This window comes from Shewanella sp. ISTPL2 (assembly GCF_013283205.1).
In the GTDB taxonomy this organism is placed as follows: domain Bacteria; phylum Pseudomonadota; class Gammaproteobacteria; order Enterobacterales; family Shewanellaceae; genus Shewanella; species Shewanella oncorhynchi.
Genome location: NZ_JAAPAV010000001.1, coordinates 4,637,680 through 4,658,643, shown reverse-complemented (window position 1 = coordinate 4,658,643; position 20,964 = coordinate 4,637,680). Strand labels below are relative to the sequence as shown.

18 protein-coding genes and 1 pseudogene are annotated in these 20,964 nt (G+C 46.0%); 11 read left to right on the top strand and 8 right to left on the bottom strand.

Translation table 11 applies throughout. From position 1 onward, the window contains the following. Window positions 1-257: 257 nt before the first annotated feature. Window positions 258-2,372 carry a 5-histidylcysteine sulfoxide synthase gene (gene ovoA, locus HUB64_RS20815; RefSeq protein ID WP_105251073.1) on the top strand — a complete coding sequence of 705 codons (2,115 nt, stop codon included), beginning with the start codon at window positions 258-260 and terminating at the stop codon, window positions 2,370-2,372. A gap of 141 nt (window positions 2,373-2,513) precedes the next feature. On the opposite strand, the gene HUB64_RS20810 is transcribed toward ovoA, so the two are convergent. Next, window positions 2,514-4,469 carry a methyl-accepting chemotaxis protein gene (locus tag HUB64_RS20810; RefSeq protein WP_105251072.1) on the bottom strand — a complete coding sequence of 652 codons (1,956 nt, stop codon included), beginning with the start codon at window positions 4,467-4,469 and terminating at the stop codon, window positions 2,514-2,516. Window positions 4,470-4,827: 358 nt separating this feature from the next. On the opposite strand from HUB64_RS20810, the gene HUB64_RS20805 reads away from it, so the two are divergent. The 8 genes from HUB64_RS20805 to glnG all read left to right on the top strand — a co-directional run bounded on the left by HUB64_RS20805 (window position 4,828) and on the right by glnG (window position 12,252). Beyond that, a complete protein-coding gene (locus HUB64_RS20805; protein WP_173242664.1) occupies window positions 4,828-5,139 on the top strand; it encodes a pyrimidine/purine nucleoside phosphorylase in 312 nt (103 codons plus the stop codon). A gap of 312 nt (window positions 5,140-5,451) precedes the next feature. Next, window positions 5,452-6,048, top strand: a complete 597-nt coding sequence (locus tag HUB64_RS20800; RefSeq protein WP_173497780.1) for a TetR/AcrR family transcriptional regulator — start codon at window positions 5,452-5,454, stop codon at window positions 6,046-6,048. Window positions 6,049-6,220: 172 nt separating this feature from the next. Beyond that, a complete protein-coding gene (locus HUB64_RS20795) occupies window positions 6,221-7,378 on the top strand; it encodes an iron-containing alcohol dehydrogenase (protein WP_173242662.1) in 1,158 nt (385 codons plus the stop codon). Window positions 7,379-7,437: 59 nt separating this feature from the next. Beyond that, window positions 7,438-8,130: a type 1 glutamine amidotransferase domain-containing protein gene (locus HUB64_RS20790; RefSeq protein ID WP_173242660.1), complete on the top strand. Its 693-nt coding sequence runs from the start codon at window positions 7,438-7,440 to the stop codon at window positions 8,128-8,130. Window positions 8,131-8,263: 133 nt separating this feature from the next. Beyond that, the gene (locus tag HUB64_RS20785; RefSeq protein ID WP_168826402.1) at window positions 8,264-8,890 is read left to right on the top strand and encodes a glutathione S-transferase family protein; all 627 of its coding nucleotides are present in this window, start codon (window positions 8,264-8,266) and stop codon (window positions 8,888-8,890) included. Window positions 8,891-9,094: 204 nt separating this feature from the next. Continuing rightward, entirely contained in the window at window positions 9,095-9,601 is a 507-nt protein-coding gene (locus HUB64_RS20780; protein ID WP_131525137.1) for a DUF4124 domain-containing protein, read from the top strand. Between the two features lie 153 nt (window positions 9,602-9,754). Continuing rightward, complete coding sequence (glnL, locus tag HUB64_RS20775) at window positions 9,755-10,801, top strand: nitrogen regulation protein NR(II) (protein WP_105251067.1); 1,047 nt, start codon at window positions 9,755-9,757, stop codon at window positions 10,799-10,801. Window positions 10,802-10,839: 38 nt separating this feature from the next. Continuing rightward, window positions 10,840-12,252, top strand: a complete 1,413-nt coding sequence (glnG, locus tag HUB64_RS20770; protein WP_131525139.1) for a nitrogen regulation protein NR(I) — start codon at window positions 10,840-10,842, stop codon at window positions 12,250-12,252. A gap of 144 nt (window positions 12,253-12,396) precedes the next feature. Here the strand turns inward: glnG and HUB64_RS20765 are convergent, their stop codons facing one another. From HUB64_RS20765 to HUB64_RS20750, 4 genes and pseudogenes are all read right to left on the bottom strand, one after another. Next, window positions 12,397-12,954, bottom strand: coding sequence for a porin family protein (locus HUB64_RS20765; protein ID WP_131525140.1), 558 nt, complete (start codon window positions 12,952-12,954; stop codon window positions 12,397-12,399). Between the two features lie 207 nt (window positions 12,955-13,161). After that, window positions 13,162-13,614 (bottom strand): annotated as a pseudogene (locus HUB64_RS20760) (hypothetical protein). 14 nt (window positions 13,615-13,628) lie between these two features. Beyond that, complete coding sequence (locus tag HUB64_RS20755; RefSeq protein WP_131525141.1) at window positions 13,629-14,519, bottom strand: cation diffusion facilitator family transporter; 891 nt, start codon at window positions 14,517-14,519, stop codon at window positions 13,629-13,631. A 51-nt stretch (window positions 14,520-14,570) separates the two neighbouring features. Further along, window positions 14,571-15,080 (bottom strand): Spy/CpxP family protein refolding chaperone, encoded by a 510-nt coding sequence (locus tag HUB64_RS20750; RefSeq protein ID WP_113941370.1) that lies wholly within the window; start codon window positions 15,078-15,080, stop codon window positions 14,571-14,573. Between the two features lie 294 nt (window positions 15,081-15,374). Between HUB64_RS20750 and HUB64_RS20745 the strand changes: the two genes are divergently transcribed. Next, complete coding sequence (locus tag HUB64_RS20745) at window positions 15,375-16,061, top strand: response regulator (RefSeq protein ID WP_105251061.1); 687 nt, start codon at window positions 15,375-15,377, stop codon at window positions 16,059-16,061. Continuing rightward, window positions 16,049-17,425, top strand: a complete 1,377-nt coding sequence (locus HUB64_RS20740) for an ATP-binding protein (protein WP_217363110.1) — start codon at window positions 16,049-16,051, stop codon at window positions 17,423-17,425. The genes HUB64_RS20745 and HUB64_RS20740 overlap by 13 nt, the downstream gene beginning before the upstream one ends. A gap of 97 nt (window positions 17,426-17,522) precedes the next feature. Here the strand turns inward: HUB64_RS20740 and HUB64_RS20735 are convergent, their stop codons facing one another. The 3 genes from HUB64_RS20735 to HUB64_RS20725 form a co-directional block, all read right to left on the bottom strand. Beyond that, the gene (locus tag HUB64_RS20735) at window positions 17,523-18,503 is read right to left on the bottom strand and encodes an MDR family oxidoreductase (protein WP_105251060.1); all 981 of its coding nucleotides are present in this window, start codon (window positions 18,501-18,503) and stop codon (window positions 17,523-17,525) included. 173 nt (window positions 18,504-18,676) lie between these two features. Beyond that, window positions 18,677-19,195 carry an ankyrin repeat domain-containing protein gene (locus tag HUB64_RS20730; RefSeq protein WP_173497779.1) on the bottom strand — a complete coding sequence of 173 codons (519 nt, stop codon included), beginning with the start codon at window positions 19,193-19,195 and terminating at the stop codon, window positions 18,677-18,679. 177 nt (window positions 19,196-19,372) lie between these two features. Next, window positions 19,373-20,893, bottom strand: coding sequence for a catalase (locus tag HUB64_RS20725; protein WP_173497778.1), 1,521 nt, complete (start codon window positions 20,891-20,893; stop codon window positions 19,373-19,375). Window positions 20,894-20,964: the final 71 nt, after the last annotated feature.

Sequence of the window (20,964 nt, the reverse complement as noted above, 5' to 3'; positions counted from 1 at the left end):
CATCACTAAATTGAGCGCATCACTTTCTTTGTAAGATAATTCCAAACCAAAGGGTCATACCTGAGATGCTTTAAGCTCCAGCACTGATGTTGGACTCAATTGGTCTTTCTGTTAGTTTGTAAAACACTTTGCCTGAAACCGACACATTAAGCTGACAAAGTGATCCTGAGCTCAGTAATCGCGTATAGAGTCACACACGATAGATTAATCTTCCCATGCTTGCACCGCAGGCCGATAAATACGGAGTTTACTTGTCTATGGATAAGCCCATAACGCAACCCCCTCAACCCCTTAAGCTCATTGGTGAAACTGAGGCCGGAAAGCGTCAAGAGCTTAAGCAATACTTTAATCAGACATGGGCTTTATACGAGTCTCTGTATGATTTGATCCAAGAAGATAGCGCCTATTACCTCAAAGCCGAGCCGCTGCGCCATCCGTTAATCTTTTACTTTGGCCATACGGCCACTTTCTATATCAACAAACTCAAACTTGGTAAATTTCTCGATGAACGAGTAAACGACAACTTCGAATCCATGTTCGCCATTGGTGTCGATGAGATGTCTTGGGATGATTTGAACGAACAACATTATCCGTGGCCGGATGTAGCAGAGGTGCGAAGCTATCGCCAACAAGTTAATGCTGTCATCAATCGTGTTATCGATGAAATGCCTCTAGCGTTACCTATCACTCAAAATAGTCCAGCTTGGATCATTTTGATGGGCATTGAACATGAGCGTATTCATTTAGAAACCTCATCGGTGATCATACGCCAACTGCCGCTGGAGTATGTCGCGCCCAACCACCTCTGGCCTGCGTGCCAAGACACCGCCCCTGCCGAGACCAACAGTTTATTGGCTGTAAAAGGGCAAAAAGTGACCTTAGGCAAAACAGAACAAGACCAAACCTACGGCTGGGACAATGAGTACGGCCATAAAATATTTAACGTTAACGACTTTAAGGCGGCTAAATTCTTAGTCTCGAATCAAGAGTATCTCGCATTCGTCGAAGCTGGCGGCTATCGCTCACCCCAATTTTGGAATGAAGAAGGCCAAGCTTGGCTTGCCTATACCCAAGCACAAATGCCGCGTTTTTGGCGCTTAAGACAAGATAAATGGTGGCAACGTAACTTAGTGGAAGAAATTCCGCTGCCATTAAACTGGCCTGTTGAAGTGAATCAGCTCGAAGCTAAGGCCTTCTGTAATTGGAAAGCCGAACAAAAGCAAAGCAATATACGTCTATTAACTGAAGCTGAGTGGTACATCTTACGCGAGAATGTGCCCGCCGATGCGCCCGATTGGCATGAAGTGCCGGGCAATATTGCTTTGGCTTATTACGCCTCTTCTTGCCCAGTGAATCGCTTCGAACATAATGGCTTTTTCGATATTGTCGGTAATGTTTGGCAATGGACAGAAACCGCAATCGACGGTTTTGACGGCTTCGCCGTACACCCACTTTACGATGATTTCTCCACCCCAACCTTCGATGGCAAACATAATCTCATCAAAGGCGGCTCGTGGATCTCTACGGGTAATGAGGCAATAGCTTCATCACGCTATTCGTTTCGTCGACATTTTTATCAACACGCGGGCTTTCGCTATGTGGAATCCACCCAAAATCCAGCTCAAATGGAAGAGGTCAATGTGTACGAAACGGATGAACTGATTTCCCAATACCTTGAATTTCACTATGGCGCCGAATATTTCGGGGTTGCTAACTTCTGCGTCAATGGTGTGCAGCAAGCGCTGAGTGAAATTCAATTGACTCATACTGCTAAAGCCCTGGATATCGGCTGCTCCGTTGGTCGCGCGAGTTTCGAGCTGGCAAAAGTGTTTGATCATGTTGATGGTATCGACTTCTCGGCGCGCTTTATTCAACAGGCCTATGCGCTGACAGAACAAGGTGAAAAACGTTACACCATACGCACCGAAGGCGACTTACAGGAATTTAAGAGTGCGAGTCTCGCAAAACTGGGATATGAGCTTGAGGCGAAAAAGGTCAACTTTATGCAAGGTGATGCCTGTAATTTAAAGCCCATCTACACAGGTTATGATTTGGTTTATGCCTCAAATCTTATCGACAGGTTGAACGAGCCTAAACACTTTTTAACCAGTATTGCCCAGCGGATTAATCAAGGTGGATACCTTGTGATTGCCTCGCCATACACTTGGCTTGAAGATTATACGCCCAAGGATAAATGGTTAGGTGGCGTTAAAGTCAAAGGAGAGAACTTCACCACCTTAGATGGTTTGACCGAAACCTTGATCGGCCAATTTGAGCTGGTCGCAGTGAAGGAAATTCCCTTCGTGATCCGCGAGACTAAACGTAAATTCCAACATTCCATCTCAGAAATGACAATTTGGCGTAAACGTTAATGCTCACTCATGGGATAACCAACTGAAGTCCTGATAAAAATATCCGCCAGAAATCCATTTCTGGCGGATGTGTAACATCCAGCTCAGTCACATTTACAGCACCAACTAAGGTGAGAACACTGTAAATGCAGCGAAAAATATCTACACCTTAAACTGTGCCGTTGTTAAACCAAGCTGATTTGCTAACCCCAACAGACTCCGCGTACTCGCTGCTACTTGGCTGATAGCCGCACTATTTTCCTCCGCCGCCACGCTTAAGCCCGCAATCCCCTGCGCAATCGTCGCCGAAACCGTTGTTTGTTCTTCCGCAGCGGTTGCGGTTTGAATCATTAATGCCTTTAAGGTTTCTAAGCGCAAAGCAATATCATCCACCGCGGTCTGCATTCCATCCGCATCTTCTGCGGTTTTAGAGGCTTCAGTGGAACAAGTCACACTATGCAACGCCAGCACACCTGACTGTTGCTGAATACCTTTTAACACTTGCCCAATATCCTGAGTTGCTAACTGAACCTTCACCGCTAACTGACGCACCTCATCGGCAACCACAGCAAATCCACGACCATGCTCGCCAGCTCTCGCTGCTTCAATCGCCGCATTAAGAGACAAGAGATTAGTTTGTTCCGCAATCGCATTTATCACAGCTAATACTGAGCCGATTTTCTGACTATCCGCCTCAAGACTGCCCACCTGTTGATGAATAGTTGCAAAACTGCTCAAGGTCACTTTTAAGCTTTTACGAGTACTAGCCAAGTTTTGCGAAAGAATTTCACTCGAATGGGTACAGGCGGACACTTCATCGGAGGATCTCATCGTATTCGTGCTGATTTCAGCTGCGGCATAACTCATTTCTTCAACTGCAGTAGCCAACATATCAGTTTCTTTAGCCTGCATCTGAATACTGCAATCGGCTTGTGTCATAGCGGCAGAGTTTTGTTCGGCGGCAGATTCAAGTTCATGCCCAACGCCCACCAGCTGACTGATGATTTCTTTGAGCTTAGTTTGCATCCGCGCCAACCAACTCATCAGGTGATTATCCGTTTGAACATGCGGTAAATTATGAGTTAAATCGCCAGAGGCGATCATACTGGTCAAGTTACACATGTCCTCAGGCTCACCGCCGAGCGGCTTTAATACAAACCCTGTAACTAACTTAGCGGCAGCGAACGCCAACACTAAGGCTGCTGCACAAACAGATAAGCCGATAAACATCATACGGTAGGCGGGAGCTGCTATTTCACTCACATCAATTTCAGCCATCAAACCCCAACGTAAACCGAGCTCAACGACAGGAGAATAAGCGGATAAAACGGGATTATTGTTATAGTCATTCACTTGCATCACACCCGATTTACCTGCCAGCGCCTCCTTTACCGCCAGCGTATCGACACCATTCTGAGCTACCGTTCCTGCAAACGAAGCCGTAACAGTGCGATTAATGGGATCGAGAAAAGAATCAGAACGCATACGATTATTTGGGCCAATGAGATAAGTTTCACCACTTTGCCCCATACCCTCACGAATTTGCATAACTCTGTTGATGCGATCGATTGATACTTGAGCCGCCACCACCAATCTTTGCTGATTGAACTGAATCGACTGGCCAATAAATGCCGCAGGTTGACCATTTGAAGGCGCGTATGCGGAAAAATCTTGTAGTAATACTGTGCCCGCCGATCCCAATGCCTTATTGAATAACTGTGCTAATCCCGAATCATGGAAGGGTCCAGTACGCAAATTGGTGCCGAAATCAGACTCCTTCGCCACTGTATATAAAACGGTGCCATCGTCACTAATAATAAATAGGTCATAAAAACCGAGGGATTTATTTAATGACTGCAAGGTTTGATCTATGTCAGTAAGAGTATCGAGGCTTTTTTGGCTGGCAATTACGGCGCTGACGGCCTGCAGGTTATCGGAAAAGTCCTGAAACATGCCAACAATCTGCCGTTGCTTGATCTCACGCACTGCCACTAAACGAGACTGAGCCTCGGCAAACAATTCATCCCGAGCAATGTAAGTCACTATTGCGGTGGCAAATATGAGGGGTAATAGGACAATCAATAAACTGATAAGCTGAATTTTACGAGTAAAACCCATGGTGAGACTCCTTGTCGCGCGTCGAATTCCATTCCTTCAATCTTTGCAGAATCAAACCTGCCTTAAAACTATAGGAGAAGAATCTCAGCTAAACAAAGCGGTGCCGACTATTTTCATCAAAAGTTCACTAAAATTCCGACAACTCATTATTTTTAAGTAGAAAAATGATTAATAACTTTAAATGACAGCCAAGCCATACCGACCATTTCAAACAAAATGATATAGTGGGAAATAAGCAATAAACCGAACGTTAGCATCAACTTATATTGAATGCGCACATCCATGCGACAAATGATGCATTGAAATTTATTAAATATGCATATAAATTCATCTCAAGCCAATTTATAGAGGATTAATAATGAGTTTACTCGAGCAAGTGTCAGTATCTAAAAAAGCCAACATCTACTTTGATGGCAAAGTGGCTAGCCGTAGCGTATTTTTTGCCGATGGCAGCAAGCAGACCTTAGGTGTTGTATTACCAGGGGAATATGAGTTCTCAACCTCCCAAGGCGAAATAATGGAAGTCACCAGTGGCCGTTTTGAGGTGTTGTTACCGGAGAGCTCTGTATGGCAGGAGTTTAGAGAAGGCACTCAATTTGAGCTGGCTGCAAATGTTAGCTTTAAAATTCGTAACACAGCCATTGCCGAATATTGCTGTAGCTATCTCTAGTCATCTCGATTAAGTGACAGTGCGATTAATATTTCATATCAATCGTTAATCGAACGCTCACAGTGACGGTTTATCTCAGCACTGTGAGTATGTTGTCCTACCGAACCATTTCACCATTTCACCATTTCACCATTTCACCATTTCACCATCAGAATGCCTTATCCGTCTAACATTTATCAATTTGGCAATTTTATTAACTTGGCTCAAGGCAGCGCAAAAGTCACAATGCAAAGCATACTAAATCGAATGCGTTGATATCGCCGAAAAAAACAACACTAGACGACCGGTCTAATTTGATTTATCCTAAACCCCATGAAAATTGAAACTCAATCCACTCGCCAGCATATTCTCGACATCGGCTACAAGCTGATCGTACGCAAAGGCTTCTCCAGCGTCGGCTTATCCCTACTGCTGCAGGCGGCCGAAGTGCCAAAAGGCTCGTTTTATCACTACTTCAAATCCAAAGAACAATTTGGTGAAGCGCTTATTACTGATTATTTTGAAAAATATCAATTAGATTTAGACGCATTATTCAATGACTCAACACTGACAGGCCATCAACGCTTGATGCAATACTGGCAACAATGGTTGCACGTACAAGCCGATGGCTGCGTAGATCAAAAGTGTCTAGTCGTTAAGCTCAGCGCCGAAGTGGCCGATTTATCAGAAGCCATGCGTGTTGCCTTACTTAAAGGCTCCGCCGGCATCATAGAGAGGTTAACGACTTGTGTTCAAGTGGGCATAACCGATAGATCAATCGCCCAGCAAGATCCGCAATCAACCGCTGAAATGTTGTATCACATGTGGTTAGGCGCCAGCTTAATGAACAAGTTGGGCCACAGCCCTACGGCACTCGAACGTGCACTCGTAACGACTGAATCCATTTTAACGCCTAAAACGGCCCTTTAACCTAATACCGACTCAAAACTAATATTTGCTGATATCGATCAGCCCAGATTTTTAAAGAATACATTTTCACGCCCCAAAATTAGACGACTGGTCTACTAATTTAACGGGCGATTAATTAATACAGCTCAATTAACGCTGCTCATTTAAAGTAATAATAGGAATAACATCATCCATGCTAAATTTTAACTATTACAACCCGACCCGAATCCGTTTTGGTAAAGACACTATCACCGAAATTGATTCTCTAGTACCGAGCGATGCTAAAGTGATGATCCTCTTTGGCGGCAGCAGTGCTAGAAAAACAGGCACGTTAGACGAAGTTAAACAATCATTGGGTAATCGTTTCGTTGTCGAGTTCGATGGCATTGAGCCAAACCCAACCTATGAAACCTTAATGAAAGCCGTCGCCCAAGTACGTGAGCAGAATATCGACTTCCTCCTCGCGGTTGGCGGTGGTTCGGTTATCGATGGCACTAAATTTGTTGCCGCTGCAGCGGTATTCGAAGGTGAACCTTGGGACATTCTCACTAGCTGGGGCGCCAATGTGACTCAAGCTATGCCTTTTGGCTCAGTGTTAACCTTACCTGCGACCGGTTCCGAAATGAACAACGCCAGCGTAGTGACCCGTAAATCACTACAGGCTAAACTGCCATTCCGTAATGATTTGGTTTATCCACAATTCTCAATACTCGATCCGACCAAAACCTTCACCCTGCCAGAGCGCCAAGTGGCCAACGGTGTTGTCGATGCTTTTGTACATATCACAGAGCAATACCTCACTTACCCAGTTAACGCCGCCGTGCAGGACAGATTTGCCGAAGGTCTTTTACAAACCTTGATTGAGCTTGGTCCACAAGTGCTAGTTCAACCCGAAGATTACGACATTCGCGCGAACTTAATGTGGGTTGCCACTATGGCACTCAACGGCACGATTGGCGTCGGTGTTCCCCACGACTGGGCAACCCATATGATTGGCCATGAACTAACTGCACTTTACGATATCGACCATGCGCGTACATTGGCAATCGTACTGCCTGCCCTGTTGCAATGTACAAAAGAGGCTAAACGCGAAAAGCTACTCCAGTACGCCGACCGTGTGTGGCACATCAACACAGGTACAGATGACGAGCGTATCGACGCCGCTATCGCAAAAACCAAGGCTTTCTTCGAAGCCATGGGCATACCGACACATTTATCTGCCTATGATCTCGATGCCAGCCACGTTGATACTGTAGTGAAACAGCTTGAACTGCACGGCATGGTGGCACTTGGCGAACATGGCAATATTGACCCAGCCATGAGCCGTGACATTTTGACCTTAGCCCTATAACGTCAAATGAACTAAACCCAAAGCTCACACATATTGATGTGAGCAACTTAGGTAAAGGTATGAAAATGAATATATTAATGGTACTCACGTCGCATGATAAACTCGGTGATACCGGTTTAAAAACCGGCTTTTGGCTAGAAGAATTCGCCTCACCTTTTTATGTTTTTAAAGATAAAGGTTTTGACATTACCTTAGCCTCACCACTGGGCGGTCAACCACCACTCGATCCAAAAAGTGATGAGCCAGACTTTCAGACCGAAGCTACTGCACGCTTTAGCAAAGATCCTGAGGCTCAAGCACTGCTAGCGAATACCACTCGCTTAAGTGAAATCAACGCAGCCGATTATGATGCGGTTTTTTATCCGGGCGGCCACGGTCCACTGTGGGATCTTGCCGAAGATAAACATTCTATCGTCTTGATTGAACAGTTTTATCAAGCCAATAAACCCCTAGGGCTCGTATGTCATGCGCCTGCTGCATTGCTGCACCCTAAAACCAGTGATGGCAAGCCATTGGTCAGCGGCAAGCGGGTTACCGGTTTCAGCAACTCTGAAGAAGAAGCCGTGCAACTCACTCATGTCGTGCCATTTTTGGTTGAAGACATGCTGCAGAAAAATGGTGGCAATTATGTCAAAGGCGATGACTGGACAAGCTTTGTCGTCGCAGATGGCCATTTGATCACAGGCCAAAATCCGGGATCATCCGAAGCCGTAGCCGAAACCATAGTTGCGCAATTGAACGCGAGAGGCTAAGCGATAAATACGCGACGCTCAGCTTGAAATGAACAAAGACAGGCGCACAAGTGTGCTAAATACGTTAAAAAGAGCTGTCGCACCATAATAGTGCGACAGCCAAAATGTACTCTCACTGTCCAAAGGAAAGCCCATGATCACCTTGCACCATCTCAATAAATCACGCTCTAAACGTATCATCTGGTTGCTAGAGGAGCTAGGTCAACCCTATGAAATTAAGAGTTATCAACGTGATAGCCAGACTTTTCTCGCGCCACCCGAACTTAAGCAAATTCATCCGTTAGGTAAATCACCCGTTATCGAAATGGACGGTCAAGTGATAGCAGAATCGGGTGCGATCACCGAATATCTTATTGAAAAATATGCGGCGGATACCTTAGCCCCCGCCAGAGACAGCGCAGACTATGTCAGTTATCTGCAATGGCTACACTTTGCCGAAAGCTCAGCCATGCTGCCTTTGTTACTGCGTATGTTCGTGCAAAAGGACGGTTGTAAAACCAATTTCCTTGAAGGTTATGCGGCGATAGAAGTCAGTAAGATAAGCCATTACTTCAATGATATGTTGGCCGATAAAACCTATCTTGTTGCAGACAAGCTCACGGGTGCGGATATCATGATGTCCTTTGTTGTAGAACTACTGGCGAACAGTGGCGATCTCGCGAAATTTGAACACATTGAACGCTATGCCACTCAATTATCCCAACATGCCGCTTGGGTCAAAGCGAGTGAGATCGAGAAACAACTCGATGCAAGCCTGTAATTGATGGATAGAATTCGGGCACATGTTAGTGCCCGAGCTTAACCAACTTTAACTAACCCCTGTTTCTGCCGCCCCATTTTCTGTCGACTTTATACCTTCTCTGTGATGACATCCTTAACCACTTAGTGCAACAAACACCATGATTTTTGATGTAAAAGAGACTAATCTTGATTAACTCTATCTCAAGGCTACAGGGACTTTAGCATGCGTTCACTCACACTCATCGGCTTAGTGCTATTTAGCATGTTAGCGCAAGCGACTGTTTATAAATGGGTCGATAAGGATGGCAAAGTCCATTACTCCGATGAGCCGCAGCCAAATGCCCAAGTCGTTGAGCTAAAAGATAAGACCTTAAATCAAATTGCCCTTCCTCTGCCCAAAACAGACTTAAACAGCTCAGTTCAAGCAATTGAATCTATTCAATATCAAGTCAATATTACCTCTCCGACCGAAGAGGAAACCGTCAGAGATAACAATGGCGATTTCGACGTCGTTGCGACTATCACCCCAGAGCTAAAAAGTCAGTATTTGATGGCCCTCAAGCTCGATGGCAACCCCGTCGGTCAACCGCAAATTGGCGGTACCTTTAAACTCAAAAACATCGACAGAGGTGAACATACCTTAGTCGTTGACGCTTTGACTCAAAACGGCAAAGTCTTTGCATCAAGTTCACCAAGAAAGATATTTCTTCATCAAGCAGCTAAGCGTTAATGTCACTATTTGTATAGTAAAAGTTAGTATAAAAACTTTAAATACATGAAGTTAGATTAACTCCTCCTGACTAAACCGTTTGATGAAGACAAGTTGCAGCTTGCACCAGATTGGTGCACCATAGTGGTGCAACCCTATTTCTAGGAATGGTCGATGGATAAAGAGACACTGCTCAATCATTTAGTTACCGCTGTACTTGTCATAGATAAGGATCTCAAGCCTTGTTATGCCAACGCAGCAGCAGAGCAATTATTAGGTGTTGGTAGCCATAGACTCGTAGAACAAACTTTGCCTGAGCATTATCAAATCCTCGGTGTCGACGCCAAGCTATTAATGGATGCAGTAACAGCCGGCCAAGGCTTAACGGTCAATACGGCAGCACTAGTCACGCTCGATGGCCAACATCATACCGTTGATTTAACCCTTATTCCCCTCGATGATGAGGCAGAGCTCAGCCTGCTCGAACTGCGCCAAGTCGACCAACAAAGACGCATTCATCAGCAACTGAGTCAAGATGCACAGCAACAAGCGGCGCAGTTTTTGGTGCGCAACTTAGCCCATGAAATCAAGAATCCTTTAGGCGGCCTTCGCGGTGCGGCGCAGCTATTATCGCGGGAGCTGGATGATCCGGCGCTGAAGGAATTCACTACGCTCATCATAGAGCAGGCCGATCGGCTGCGTAATTTAGTGGACCGTCTGCTCGGCCCGCAAAGGCCGACACAGCACAGTCTGCACAACATCCATCAAGTGGTGCAAAAGGTCTATAAGTTAGTTGAAATGGCGCTGCCCGCTAACATCCAGCTCAAACGGGATTACGATCCATCCATTCCCGATATCGAGATGGATCCGGACCAAATGCAGCAAGCTGTGCTGAACATTTTACAAAATGCGGTGCAAGCACTTGAGCATACGGGGGGCGAGATTTTGATCCGCACTCGCACTCAACACCAAGTCACCATAGGTTCACAGCGCCACAAGCTAGTGTTAACCCTATCGATTATCGACAACGGCCCCGGTATACCGCCTGAGCTAATGGACACATTATTTTATCCCATGGTGACAAGCCGTGAGCAAGGTTCAGGTTTAGGCCTCTCGATTGCCCATAATATTGCCCGTTTACACTCGGGAAGGATCGATTGCCTCTCCAGCGCTGGGCACACAGAATTTATCATTTCATTACCGATTTTAAGCGCTAAATAATTTCGAGAGTACCTACCCCTACCGTATGAGGAAGCAAGATGCGAATTAGTGAACAAGTGTGGATCCTCGACGATGACAGCTCGATACGCTGGGTACTCGAAAAGGCACTGCAAGGTGCTAAGCTCAGCACCGCCAGCTTTGCCGCCGCCGAATCCCTGTGGCAGGCATTAGAAATATCGCAACCGCACGTGATAGTGTCGGACATCCGTATGCCCGGCACGGATGGTTTAAGCCTGCTCGAACGATTGCAGGTGCATTATCCCCATATTCCCGTGATCATTATGACAGCGCACTCAGACTTAGACAGTGCAGTGAGTGCCTATCAAGCGGGCGCATTTGAGTATCTGCCTAAACCCTTCGACATCGATGAGGCTATCTCTCTGGTTGAGCGCGCACTTACCCATGCCACTGAACAGAGCCCTGCACCCGCGCAGGAAGCCCAAGTCAAAACACCCGAAATCATAGGTGAAGCGCCAGCGATGCAGGAAGTGTTTCGCGCCATAGGCAGACTTTCACGCTCATCGATCAGCGTGCTGATCAATGGTCAATCGGGTACGGGAAAAGAGTTAGTGGCTGGCGCGTTACACAAGCACAGCCCACGTAAAGATAAGCCGTTTATCGCGCTGAACATGGCAGCGATCCCTAAGGATTTAATCGAATCTGAGCTATTCGGCCACGAAAAAGGTGCCTTCACTGGCGCAGCCAATGTGCGCCAAGGTCGCTTCGAACAAGCAAACGGTGGCACGCTCTTTTTAGATGAAATCGGCGATATGCCGTTAGACGTACAAACACGGTTACTCAGAGTGCTCGCCGATGGCCAATTCTACCGCGTCGGAGGTCATAATGCGGTACAAGTCGATGTGCGTATCATAGCGGCGACCCACCAAGATCTTGAATTATTAGTACAAAAAGGTGGCTTTAGAGAGGACTTGTTCCATCGCCTCAACGTGATCCGCGTGCACTTGCCGCCACTATCACAAAGACGGGAGGACATTCCCCAGCTCGCTACCCATTTCCTCGCCTCTGCAGCAAAGGAAATTGGCGTGGAAACTAAGATCATGGCCAAGGAGACTGCGGTAAAACTCTCCCAATTACCTTGGCCCGGTAATGTCCGACAACTCGAAAACACCTGTCGTTGGTTAACCGTAATGGCATCGGGGCAAGAAATTTTACCCCAAGACTTACCGCCAGAATTACTGAAAGACCCTGTGAGTGTCACCCACACGGCGAAAGGCAGCCAAGATTGGCAATCGGCACTGACTGAGTGGATAGACCAAAAACTCTCGGAAGGAAACAGCGATCTGTTAACTGAGGTGCAGCCCGCATTCGAGCGCATACTGCTAGAAACTGCGCTGCGCCATACTCAAGGCCATAAACAGGAAGCGGCGAAACGTTTAGGCTGGGGACGAAATACTTTAACGCGGAAATTAAAAGAACTGTCGATGGATTGAGTAGATAAAATAACGTTACTACTCGTTATATCAATACAAGCTTATTCATATCAAACAATAAAAAGGGATATCTTCACATCCCTTTCTATTTGAAATTCATTTCATTTTCATTGGCATGAATTAAATATGCCAAATCTAAAAAAATTAGAATTGATAATGCATACCTACAGCGAATTGCTTAATATCAGTGTCAATATCTTTTAATCCTAAATAGCTACGGTCGGCATCTAAATCACCTGTAGTGACATCATAGCTTACACGGATATTTAAGTGCTCTGTTACGGCGGCATTAACACCTACACCATAAGTCCAACCAAAACCAGTAAAGTCTTCATCGTAACCATAGCCATCAACATTCGCCGCCATAGATGCTATACCCACTTTGGCATAGGCAGAAAAAATATCATTAATTTGTGCAGTAAATTTAGGTGTGAAGCTTAATGCACCTGCACTAATATCAACATCCTTATCGCCTAAGTCACCAGTGGCAAACAGGTTAGCTTCTAAACCAAACCATTCATTGAAGTTATAGCCACCGTATACGCCTACACCAGTACCGGTTTCTGAACCATCAAAAGCATCAGCTGTGACTCTATTTAATGCACCACCCACATAAAATCCAGTAGTGTCGGTTGCTGCAGAGACTTGAGTGGCCGCTAATGCTGATAGTAAAGAGATAGCAACAATTGATAATTTATTCATCATAATTCCCTAATGATTTAACGAAAGTATTAGACGGCGCGGATATTACAATAAGCAATTCAGAAGTGTCATGGTTTAAATTATCAAAATACAAATCATACAGCATTGATTCAGCTTGAGTCGGAAAATGGAAGTTATTGTTATTCGTTATGTGGCTAAATAATATTTACTGTAAGTATTATTTTTAAATTGAAACTATTAATAACTTTAACCTAACACCCGCAACAGCCCTATAAAACTCGCATATAGCCAACGGATGAGGGAACGACGCCTTCTCACATCCAAATATTCGGATACGACAACTCTGCCAGACGCCACACAAGTAATACGTGTACGCTAAAGAAATAATGGCCAGACATGGACTCGATAAGCTTGGTTAGCAATGTCGAGATCAATTTTCTGCGGTAAGTAATAAAGATGTTTACGCAGGACTAACTGACTCCAAGCCCCCGCTATCACAGGAGATACGGTACTATCCGCTTGATTTACTATCGAAGGTTTCTGTTCCATCAGGAGCGTGATTTCTGTACTCATAGGGATGCTAATGTCAGAAATCACAGATTCGGCTATCAACTCAAAGCGAGTCGATAGCCTATGATAGCGACATATCAATCGAGTGGAATGATCCCATCTGTGACTTTGCTTCTGCATCCATGCCATAGCTTGTCCTTAATTTATGTTTCGTTGACTTCAGGTTTAACCGGATCTTGGTGAATAATCACCTCAGCATCTTCGAAGGCGGCTTTGACTCTTATCCCTGTTGTATCAGCAATACTGTGGGCTTCATTCAAACTCAAATTGCCATCGAGTTCTAAATGAAATTGAATAAAAACAGTTTTGCCTGCTTGACGAGTGCGTAAATCATGCAGCCCTTGCACCCGTGGATCTTCCATCGCGATTTGCGTGATTTGCTGGCGAGTTTCTTCGTCTAGCTCTCTGTCTAACAAGGCTTGAATTGAGCGATAACCTAAGCCAAAGGCTTGATGACCAATATAAAATGCAATCATTACCGCAAATAAACCGTCAGCCCACCACCAACCGTATTGCGCTAATACTAGTGCCAACAATACCGCACCATTAAGGAATAAATCTGATTTATAGTGCAGCGAATCAGCTTCAACCACAGTACTTTTTGTCGCCGCTAATGCGCGTTTCTGCAACATGACTAAAGCTAACGTCATCACAATCGCTATGATAGAAACAACTACACCTATGGTGGCATTTTCAACCGGAACAGGTGTTAATAGACGCTCGCCACCATAGAAAAGTAATAAAAATGCGGAGCCCATAATAAAGGCGGATTGCGCTAGAGACGCTAACGGCTCAGCCTTACCATGGCCATATCTGTGGTCATGATCCGGCGGCACAAGCGCGTAACGAATGGCAATAAAATTGATAATAGAAGCGAGAGCATCGGCAAAGGAATCCGTCAAAGATGCCAACATACTGGCGGAGCCGGAATAAAGCCAAGCGAACATCTTGATAAGAATAAGGATCAAAGCGGTAGCCACGGAAGCGCGGCTAGCCAGTTTGACCCAAAAATCGTATTGGGAAGTTTGAGTCATAAGGGATCTATCTTGGGAAGCTATGACCCTATTGTATATCAGCTAAGACGCTTAACCGCGAGGTTCTTTACCAGCTTGTGCTTCAAATCGCGCTTTAAACTTAGCTTGCTGCTCTGGTGTCAGCAGATTAAATATTTGATTATGCAGCTTCATACGTTCAATGGCTTGAGTTTGACGCTGCTCTTGCTGCGCACTCATCAGTGCCTTTGCTTGTGTTTCATCAAAACTTGGCGCGGTAATTAAGGCCTGCATCTCTGTGCGATGTGCCAAGCGTTCCTCTTTCGTTGGACGATTATCAGCGCGCGTGGCTTTCTGATCGGCAAACAACTTTTTGACGTCAGCTTTCTGGGCATCCGTTAAATCGAGCCCTTCAAACATACGATGCATGCCACCGTGGTCCATATGTCGGCCGCCATGTTCCATGCGGTCGCCTTTATGGAATTCAGATTTAGAGAAGTCGCAGCCAGCATCCTTAGGTGCAGCATTAACTGCCGTCGCGAAAACCGCAGAACTCGCTAGAATGGCAAACAGGCTCGCTTTCAAAGGTGATAATGTTTTCATAGTGTTAACCTCGATGGTTCAACTTTAATATGGCAAGTAATAAGACACAGTGACGACCCTTTTAAGCCGAGTCACTTTCGACCCTTCCAGTCTAAACCCCTATATGTAAGTGAGGGCGTTGCCTGAGTAAATCACTGTAAAGTTGCGGCAATAACTAACAGATTCTCTATTCTTTACTTTGGCTTACATTGCTACACAGCAATTGACATCAAAACAGGTATACTCAGCCAAAGCGCTAAAAGTGCCTATGATAAACAGGCACACGAGGCCACATTACAGAGATTAAGGAACAGTATGAGTCGGATATTATTAATCGATGACGATCTGGGTTTATCTGAGCTACTAGGGCAACTGCTCGAGTTAGAAGGGTTTCAATTAACCTTGGCCTACGACGGTAAACAAGGTTTAGATCTGGCACTGACCGCAGATTACGATCTGATCCTACTCGATGTAATGCTACCTAAATTAAACGGTTTTGAAGTGCTACGCGCACTGCGCCAACATAAACAAACCCCAGTATTAATGTTGACGGCCCGCGGCGATGAAATCGATCGCGTGGTTGGGCTTGAGATAGGCGCCGACGATTACCTGCCAAAACCATTTAATGACAGAGAATTAATTGCCCGTATCCGCGCCATTATTCGTCGTTCGAACTTAACAACCCAAGAAATCCATGCCGCGCCCGCCCAAGAGTTTGGCGATCTGCGCTTAGATCCATCGCGCCAAGAAGCTTACTGTAATGAGCAATTAATCATACTCACAGGCACCGAATTCACTCTGCTGCACACCCTAGCACTGCACGCTGGAGAGTTGATGAACAAGGAAGAGTTAAACGAGAAAGTGCTCGGCAAAAAACTCATGCCCTTCGATCGCAGCTTAGACATGCATTTATCGAATCTACGTAAAAAACTCCCCGAGCGTAGCGATGGTCGGCCAAGGGTGAAAACCATCCGTGGCAAAGGTTATATTTGGCTTCCATAACGGCGGTATCGACTGTGCCTAATCGTTTATTTATCAAATTATTGCTCGGATTTTGGCTTTGCAGCTCGCTAATCATTGCCTTAGTGGGTCTGCTACCATTGCTGCAACAAAATCACGACCGTGCGCCACTGCCACCTCACCTTGAAAAAGTCCTATCGACGATAGCTAAGCGCATTCAAGAAAACCCCGCCTTACTGGAATCCGATTTTCTTCGTCGCTGGGAAAGACATCGAGACATGGAAGGCAAGCCACTACGAGTTTATCTCGTCAACAGCCAGGGCCAAGTCGTCAACACACACAGGGTGAGTCGCGGTGTACGCAGCTTTATGCTGATGGCAGATGAAGAAAAACAACCGATTAGCCATCAGTTTAAAGATGAGCTGGTGTTTGGTCCCTATCAATTTAATCTGGGCGCTGAAACCTATTCACTTTATGGTCGCCTACCAGATAACCATCCACGGCCTTGGTTCTTCTTCTTCGCCGAAAATAAGTTATTAACCTTAAGCCTGGCGATTTTCCTTTCGGGATTATTATGTGGCTTGCTCGCGTGGCATTTAGGTAAGGCATTAAATTCACTTAAAAAGAGTGCTAATGCCCTCGCAGAAGGCGACTTAAGTCACCGAGTCGATAAGTCCACCACTCAGCGCAACGATGAAATTGGTCAGCTCGCCACGGCTTTTAACAGCATGGCCGACTCCATCGAAGCTATGGTGAATAATCAGCAGCGGCTCATGGGGGATATTTCCCATGAACTACGCACCCCATTGACGCGGCTACAGTTATCCCTTGCCCTCGCCCGTAAAAAAGGTCAGCAGACCACCGAAACGGAACGCATAGGTTATGAAGTTGAGCAACTCGAAAAGCTTATCAGTGAATTGTTAGAGCTCTCGCGGGTCAAGCTCAGTACTAACGAAACCAAAGTACATTTAGGCTTGGCCGAATCCCTGAGCCAAGTTTTAGACGATGCGGAATTTGAAGCAGAACAGCAAGGTAAAAGCATTACTATCGATATCGATGAAGAAATTGAGTTAGCGCATTTTCCTAAATCACTTTCCCGCGCGATTGAAAATCTGCTGCGTAACGCGATCCGTTATGCCGCAAGCGGTATTCACCTGCAGGCGAGTGCGACGGCTGATCAAGTACAAATTACCATAAAAGACGATGGTCCAGGCATAGATGCCGCCGAACTCGATGCCATTTTTAAACCTTTCTACCGCCCAGACTCGGCAAGACAAAGAGAAAGTGGAGGCTGGGGACTTGGGCTGGCAATCACTGAAGCGGCGATCACCGCCCACAAAGGTAAGATTAAAGCCGAGAACCGTATACCAACAGGCCTTAAAGTGACGATTACACTGCCGAAATAGCCGATATGAAGAACAAGTACAGGAGGCTCAACTAATGGTTTAGTCGTAATTGGCAACACCTCAGTGTTGCCATCGTGTTAAAACGTAGGAAACGGGATTACAGCTTAACTAATACACGTCCTGTGACTTGACCTTGGATAATTTTATTTGCGAAATCAGGCACCTCAGCCAATGATATCTGCTGACAAGCTTGCTGATAAAAATGTTCGGGTAGTGCTTTAATCACAGCTTCCCACGCCGCTTTTCGCTTCTCAAATGGACAAGAAACAGAGTCGATTCCCAGTAAACTCACACCCCGTAAAATAAACGGCATAACGGTTGTTGGTAATGCAAAACCGCCCGCTAAACCACAGATAGCGGCTGCACCACCGTATTGCATTTGCGCTAATGCTTTGGCGAGGATCTTGTTGCCAACGGTATCGACCACACCCGCCCAGCGCTGCGCCTCAAGCGGCTTAGCATCTTGTTCAAGTTCACTGCGATCAATCACTTCTGCGGCGCCAAGCTCCTTCAATAAAGGCGCATTCTGTTCAACCCGACCACTGCAGGCAACCACACGATAGCCAGCATTGGCGAGCAAAGTCACCGCCACAGAACCCACACCACCACTGGCACCTGTAACAAGAATATCCCCACTTTGCGGTGTTACCCCAGCCTGCTGCAGCGCTTGCACGCACAACATAGCCGTAAGCCCAGCCGTGCCTATCATCATGGATTTAGCGGCATCACAACCTTGCGGCATGGGCACCAGCCAGTCGGCTTTAACTCGCGCTTTTTGCGCCATTCCACCCCAGTGATTTTCGCCCACGCCCCAGCCCGTCAAAATCACCTGATCGCCAACTTGGTATCTTGCATCCGTCGATTCGCGCACCACGCCCGCAAAATCGATGCCTGGTACCATAGGAAACTGACGAATGATTTTGCCAGCACCCGTCACAGCTAAACCATCTTTATAATTCAGCGAGGAATAGGCGACATCAACCAAGACTTCCCCTTCTGGCAAATCAGCTTCTGTGATTTGTGAAACTTGAGCAAACGTACGTTTATCTTCTTGCGTCAGTAGTAAGGCATCAAACATAAATCGCTCTCCGAAGGCCAAACCGTATTAAACGATATTCAAAAAGTTACCATAAAAGGCATAGACATCATTAACAAGCAGACTTATTGCTAATAGTAAATGCTGAGATCTAAACAGATTAAAGATAATGACCAAGAGTGATCGAGCGCAAGAGATGGCAAGATCTAGCGTCTTTATTGCTTCAAACTCGCCTGCTGTAAAGCGCCACTTTGACCCCAGTAACGGGCAAACTCAGTCAAGGTCATTCCGGCATTATTCGTTAGGTTCGCATTGCATTCTTTCGCGTATAGCCGCTTTACAATATTGAATTCGGCCTTAATCACAGCGCCCATCATTGCCGTATTACCACGCTTATCTTGCAAACAAGCATCAGCACCATGCTCAAGCAATAAATCCGTTGCAGCCTCTTGGCCGTTATAAGCCGCCACCATTAGCGCGGTATAGGTTTGACTATTTCTCTGGTCAATAGGGAAGCCAGCATCGAGAAAATGCTCAAGCACTGTGATATCGCCGGTACGCGCTGCAGCAAAAAAGTAGTCCACCAGCAATTGTACTTGTGCGGTATCGGGCTCGTCTGTTTGACTTGCAGTTGCGGATGTAACCAATGGCGCTTGAAGCGAACCCGCCCCCATTGCCACCGACATACTCAGGGCCACAATAATCAATAATAAGATAGCAATAGTGTGTTTCATCAATGGCTCCCAGCACAGCTAAAATAGAGATTTAAACAATGAGACGTGACGAAATGCCCGCAAGACGCCCTCTTAAACTGGGCAGAAAAGAGCTTGTTTACGTCTTGCGGGACTTACTAGGTTCGGACTGTTAACGCGCAAATCTCTGCGACCCAAACAGTCCTAAAAATAACAAAATCAGATTGAACGCTGTTTAACGTCGGCCAGATCACCCTTGACGGCCTTGGTTAAACGCTCACCAAACTCTGGGTCTGCACGATAAAAGTGACTGAGCATCTGATGCTTCACATTGGTATCGTTCACTTTGCCTAAGTCACCGGCCAAGTTAGTGATCAGATCTGCTTTATCTTGCTTGCTCAAGCTGCGATAAAAGACGCCCGCTTGGCTAAAGTTATCCTGCTTGCTAATAGCCGTTTGTTGCACAGTCCCCGTCAGCGCAGTTGTTACCGCACGATAACGATTATCTTCGGCCAAGGCTAAATGTACGCTCGGTTGATAGTTCACATCGGACTGGGTATGCCCCATATTGCCCGCACCTTCTTGGTTGTGGTTTGCCACCGCCACTAAGGGTTTATTAATCGGCAATTGCGACAAATTCGCGCCGAGTCGATACAGCTGAGTATCGGCGTAGGAGAACATACGGCCTTGCAGTAATCTGTCTTCCGAAGGCTCAATCCCAGGGATCAAATTCGATGGCGCAAATGCCGCTTGCTCAGTCTCTTGGAAGAAGTTTGCAGGCATGCGGTTCAGCGTCATAGTGCCCACTTTTTGTTCTGGCACATCTAGCCACACCTTAGTGGCGTCTAGTGGGTTGTAATCAAACTTATTAAGCTCAGTCGGGTCGAGTAATTGAACGTACAGATCCCACTTAGGATAGTTACCCTTGTTGATCTCACTATAAAGATCATCGGTTAAATGGTTAAAGTTTTGTCCTTGGACTTTAACCACTTCATCGGGACGTAAGCCTTTAACACCTTGCAGACTCTTCCAGTTAAATTTCACGTATTTAACTTGGTTATCTCGATTCACAAATTTGTACGCATGTACACCGAAACCGTCCATTTCACGATAACTGGCAGGTACACCTAAGTTACTGTAAACCTGAGTCAACATATGGGTTGAACCCGCTTCGTGACTGAAAAAATCGAAGAAACGATTCGGATCTTGCATATTGGTCACTGGCGATGGTTTGAGTGAATGCACCATGTCAGGAAACTTGATCGCATCGCGAATGAAGAATACGGGTAAGTTATTACCTACTAAGTCCCAGTTACCTTGGTCCGAATAAAATTTGGTCGCAAACCCTCGGGGATCACGCAGCGTTTCTGGTGAACCTTTTGAGTGGATCACGGTAGAAAAGCGCACAAATACGGGCGTCACTTTACCTTTTTGTGCAAAGGGTGCCGCTTGGGTTAGGTTACTAAAATCGCCACTCGATACAAATTCACCATGCACACCAGTGCCTCTGGCGTGGACGACACGCTCAGGAATACGCTCACGGGCAAAGCGTTGTAGCTTCTGGATAAGCTGCACATCTTGCAATAACACGCTGCCATTACTGCCCGCTGTGGTCGAGTTTTGGTTATCACCCACAGGTGCACCATTGTCACGTGTCAGGGTATTTGTTGGTAAAGTTTGAGCCTGTACATTCAATGTCAGACCCATAGAAATAATTAAAAGGCTTTTAGTAAGATGCATAACAGTTCCTCTTCTATGCATAACGCCAAGCTCTTTTCTGCCTGCCCGCAGTATAGTTCTGAATTTGTAAT

What these genes read in the sequence shown, in the direction of transcription:
- ovoA (WP_105251073.1), top strand. Translation starts at nt 258, where the DNA reads ATGGATAAGCCCATAACGCAACCCCCTCAACCCCTTAAGCTCATTGGT.
- HUB64_RS20810 (WP_105251072.1), bottom strand. Translation starts at nt 4,469, where the DNA reads ATGGGTTTTACTCGTAAAATTCAGCTTATCAGTTTATTGATTGTCCTA.
- HUB64_RS20805 (WP_173242664.1), top strand. Translation starts at nt 4,828, where the DNA reads ATGAGTTTACTCGAGCAAGTGTCAGTATCTAAAAAAGCCAACATCTAC.
- HUB64_RS20800 (WP_173497780.1), top strand. Translation starts at nt 5,452, where the DNA reads ATGAAAATTGAAACTCAATCCACTCGCCAGCATATTCTCGACATCGGC.
- HUB64_RS20795 (WP_173242662.1), top strand. Translation starts at nt 6,221, where the DNA reads ATGCTAAATTTTAACTATTACAACCCGACCCGAATCCGTTTTGGTAAA.
- HUB64_RS20790 (WP_173242660.1), top strand. Translation starts at nt 7,438, where the DNA reads ATGAAAATGAATATATTAATGGTACTCACGTCGCATGATAAACTCGGT.
- HUB64_RS20785 (WP_168826402.1), top strand. Translation starts at nt 8,264, where the DNA reads ATGATCACCTTGCACCATCTCAATAAATCACGCTCTAAACGTATCATC.
- HUB64_RS20780 (WP_131525137.1), top strand. Translation starts at nt 9,095, where the DNA reads ATGCGTTCACTCACACTCATCGGCTTAGTGCTATTTAGCATGTTAGCG.
- glnL (WP_105251067.1), top strand. Translation starts at nt 9,755, where the DNA reads ATGGATAAAGAGACACTGCTCAATCATTTAGTTACCGCTGTACTTGTC.
- glnG (WP_131525139.1), top strand. Translation starts at nt 10,840, where the DNA reads ATGCGAATTAGTGAACAAGTGTGGATCCTCGACGATGACAGCTCGATA.
- HUB64_RS20765 (WP_131525140.1), bottom strand. Translation starts at nt 12,954, where the DNA reads ATGAATAAATTATCAATTGTTGCTATCTCTTTACTATCAGCATTAGCG.
- HUB64_RS20755 (WP_131525141.1), bottom strand. Translation starts at nt 14,519, where the DNA reads ATGACTCAAACTTCCCAATACGATTTTTGGGTCAAACTGGCTAGCCGC.
- HUB64_RS20750 (WP_113941370.1), bottom strand. Translation starts at nt 15,080, where the DNA reads ATGAAAACATTATCACCTTTGAAAGCGAGCCTGTTTGCCATTCTAGCG.
- HUB64_RS20745 (WP_105251061.1), top strand. Translation starts at nt 15,375, where the DNA reads ATGAGTCGGATATTATTAATCGATGACGATCTGGGTTTATCTGAGCTA.
- HUB64_RS20735 (WP_105251060.1), bottom strand. Translation starts at nt 18,503, where the DNA reads ATGTTTGATGCCTTACTACTGACGCAAGAAGATAAACGTACGTTTGCT.
- HUB64_RS20730 (WP_173497779.1), bottom strand. Translation starts at nt 19,195, where the DNA reads ATGAAACACACTATTGCTATCTTATTATTGATTATTGTGGCCCTGAGT.
- HUB64_RS20725 (WP_173497778.1), bottom strand. Translation starts at nt 20,893, where the DNA reads ATGCATCTTACTAAAAGCCTTTTAATTATTTCTATGGGTCTGACATTG.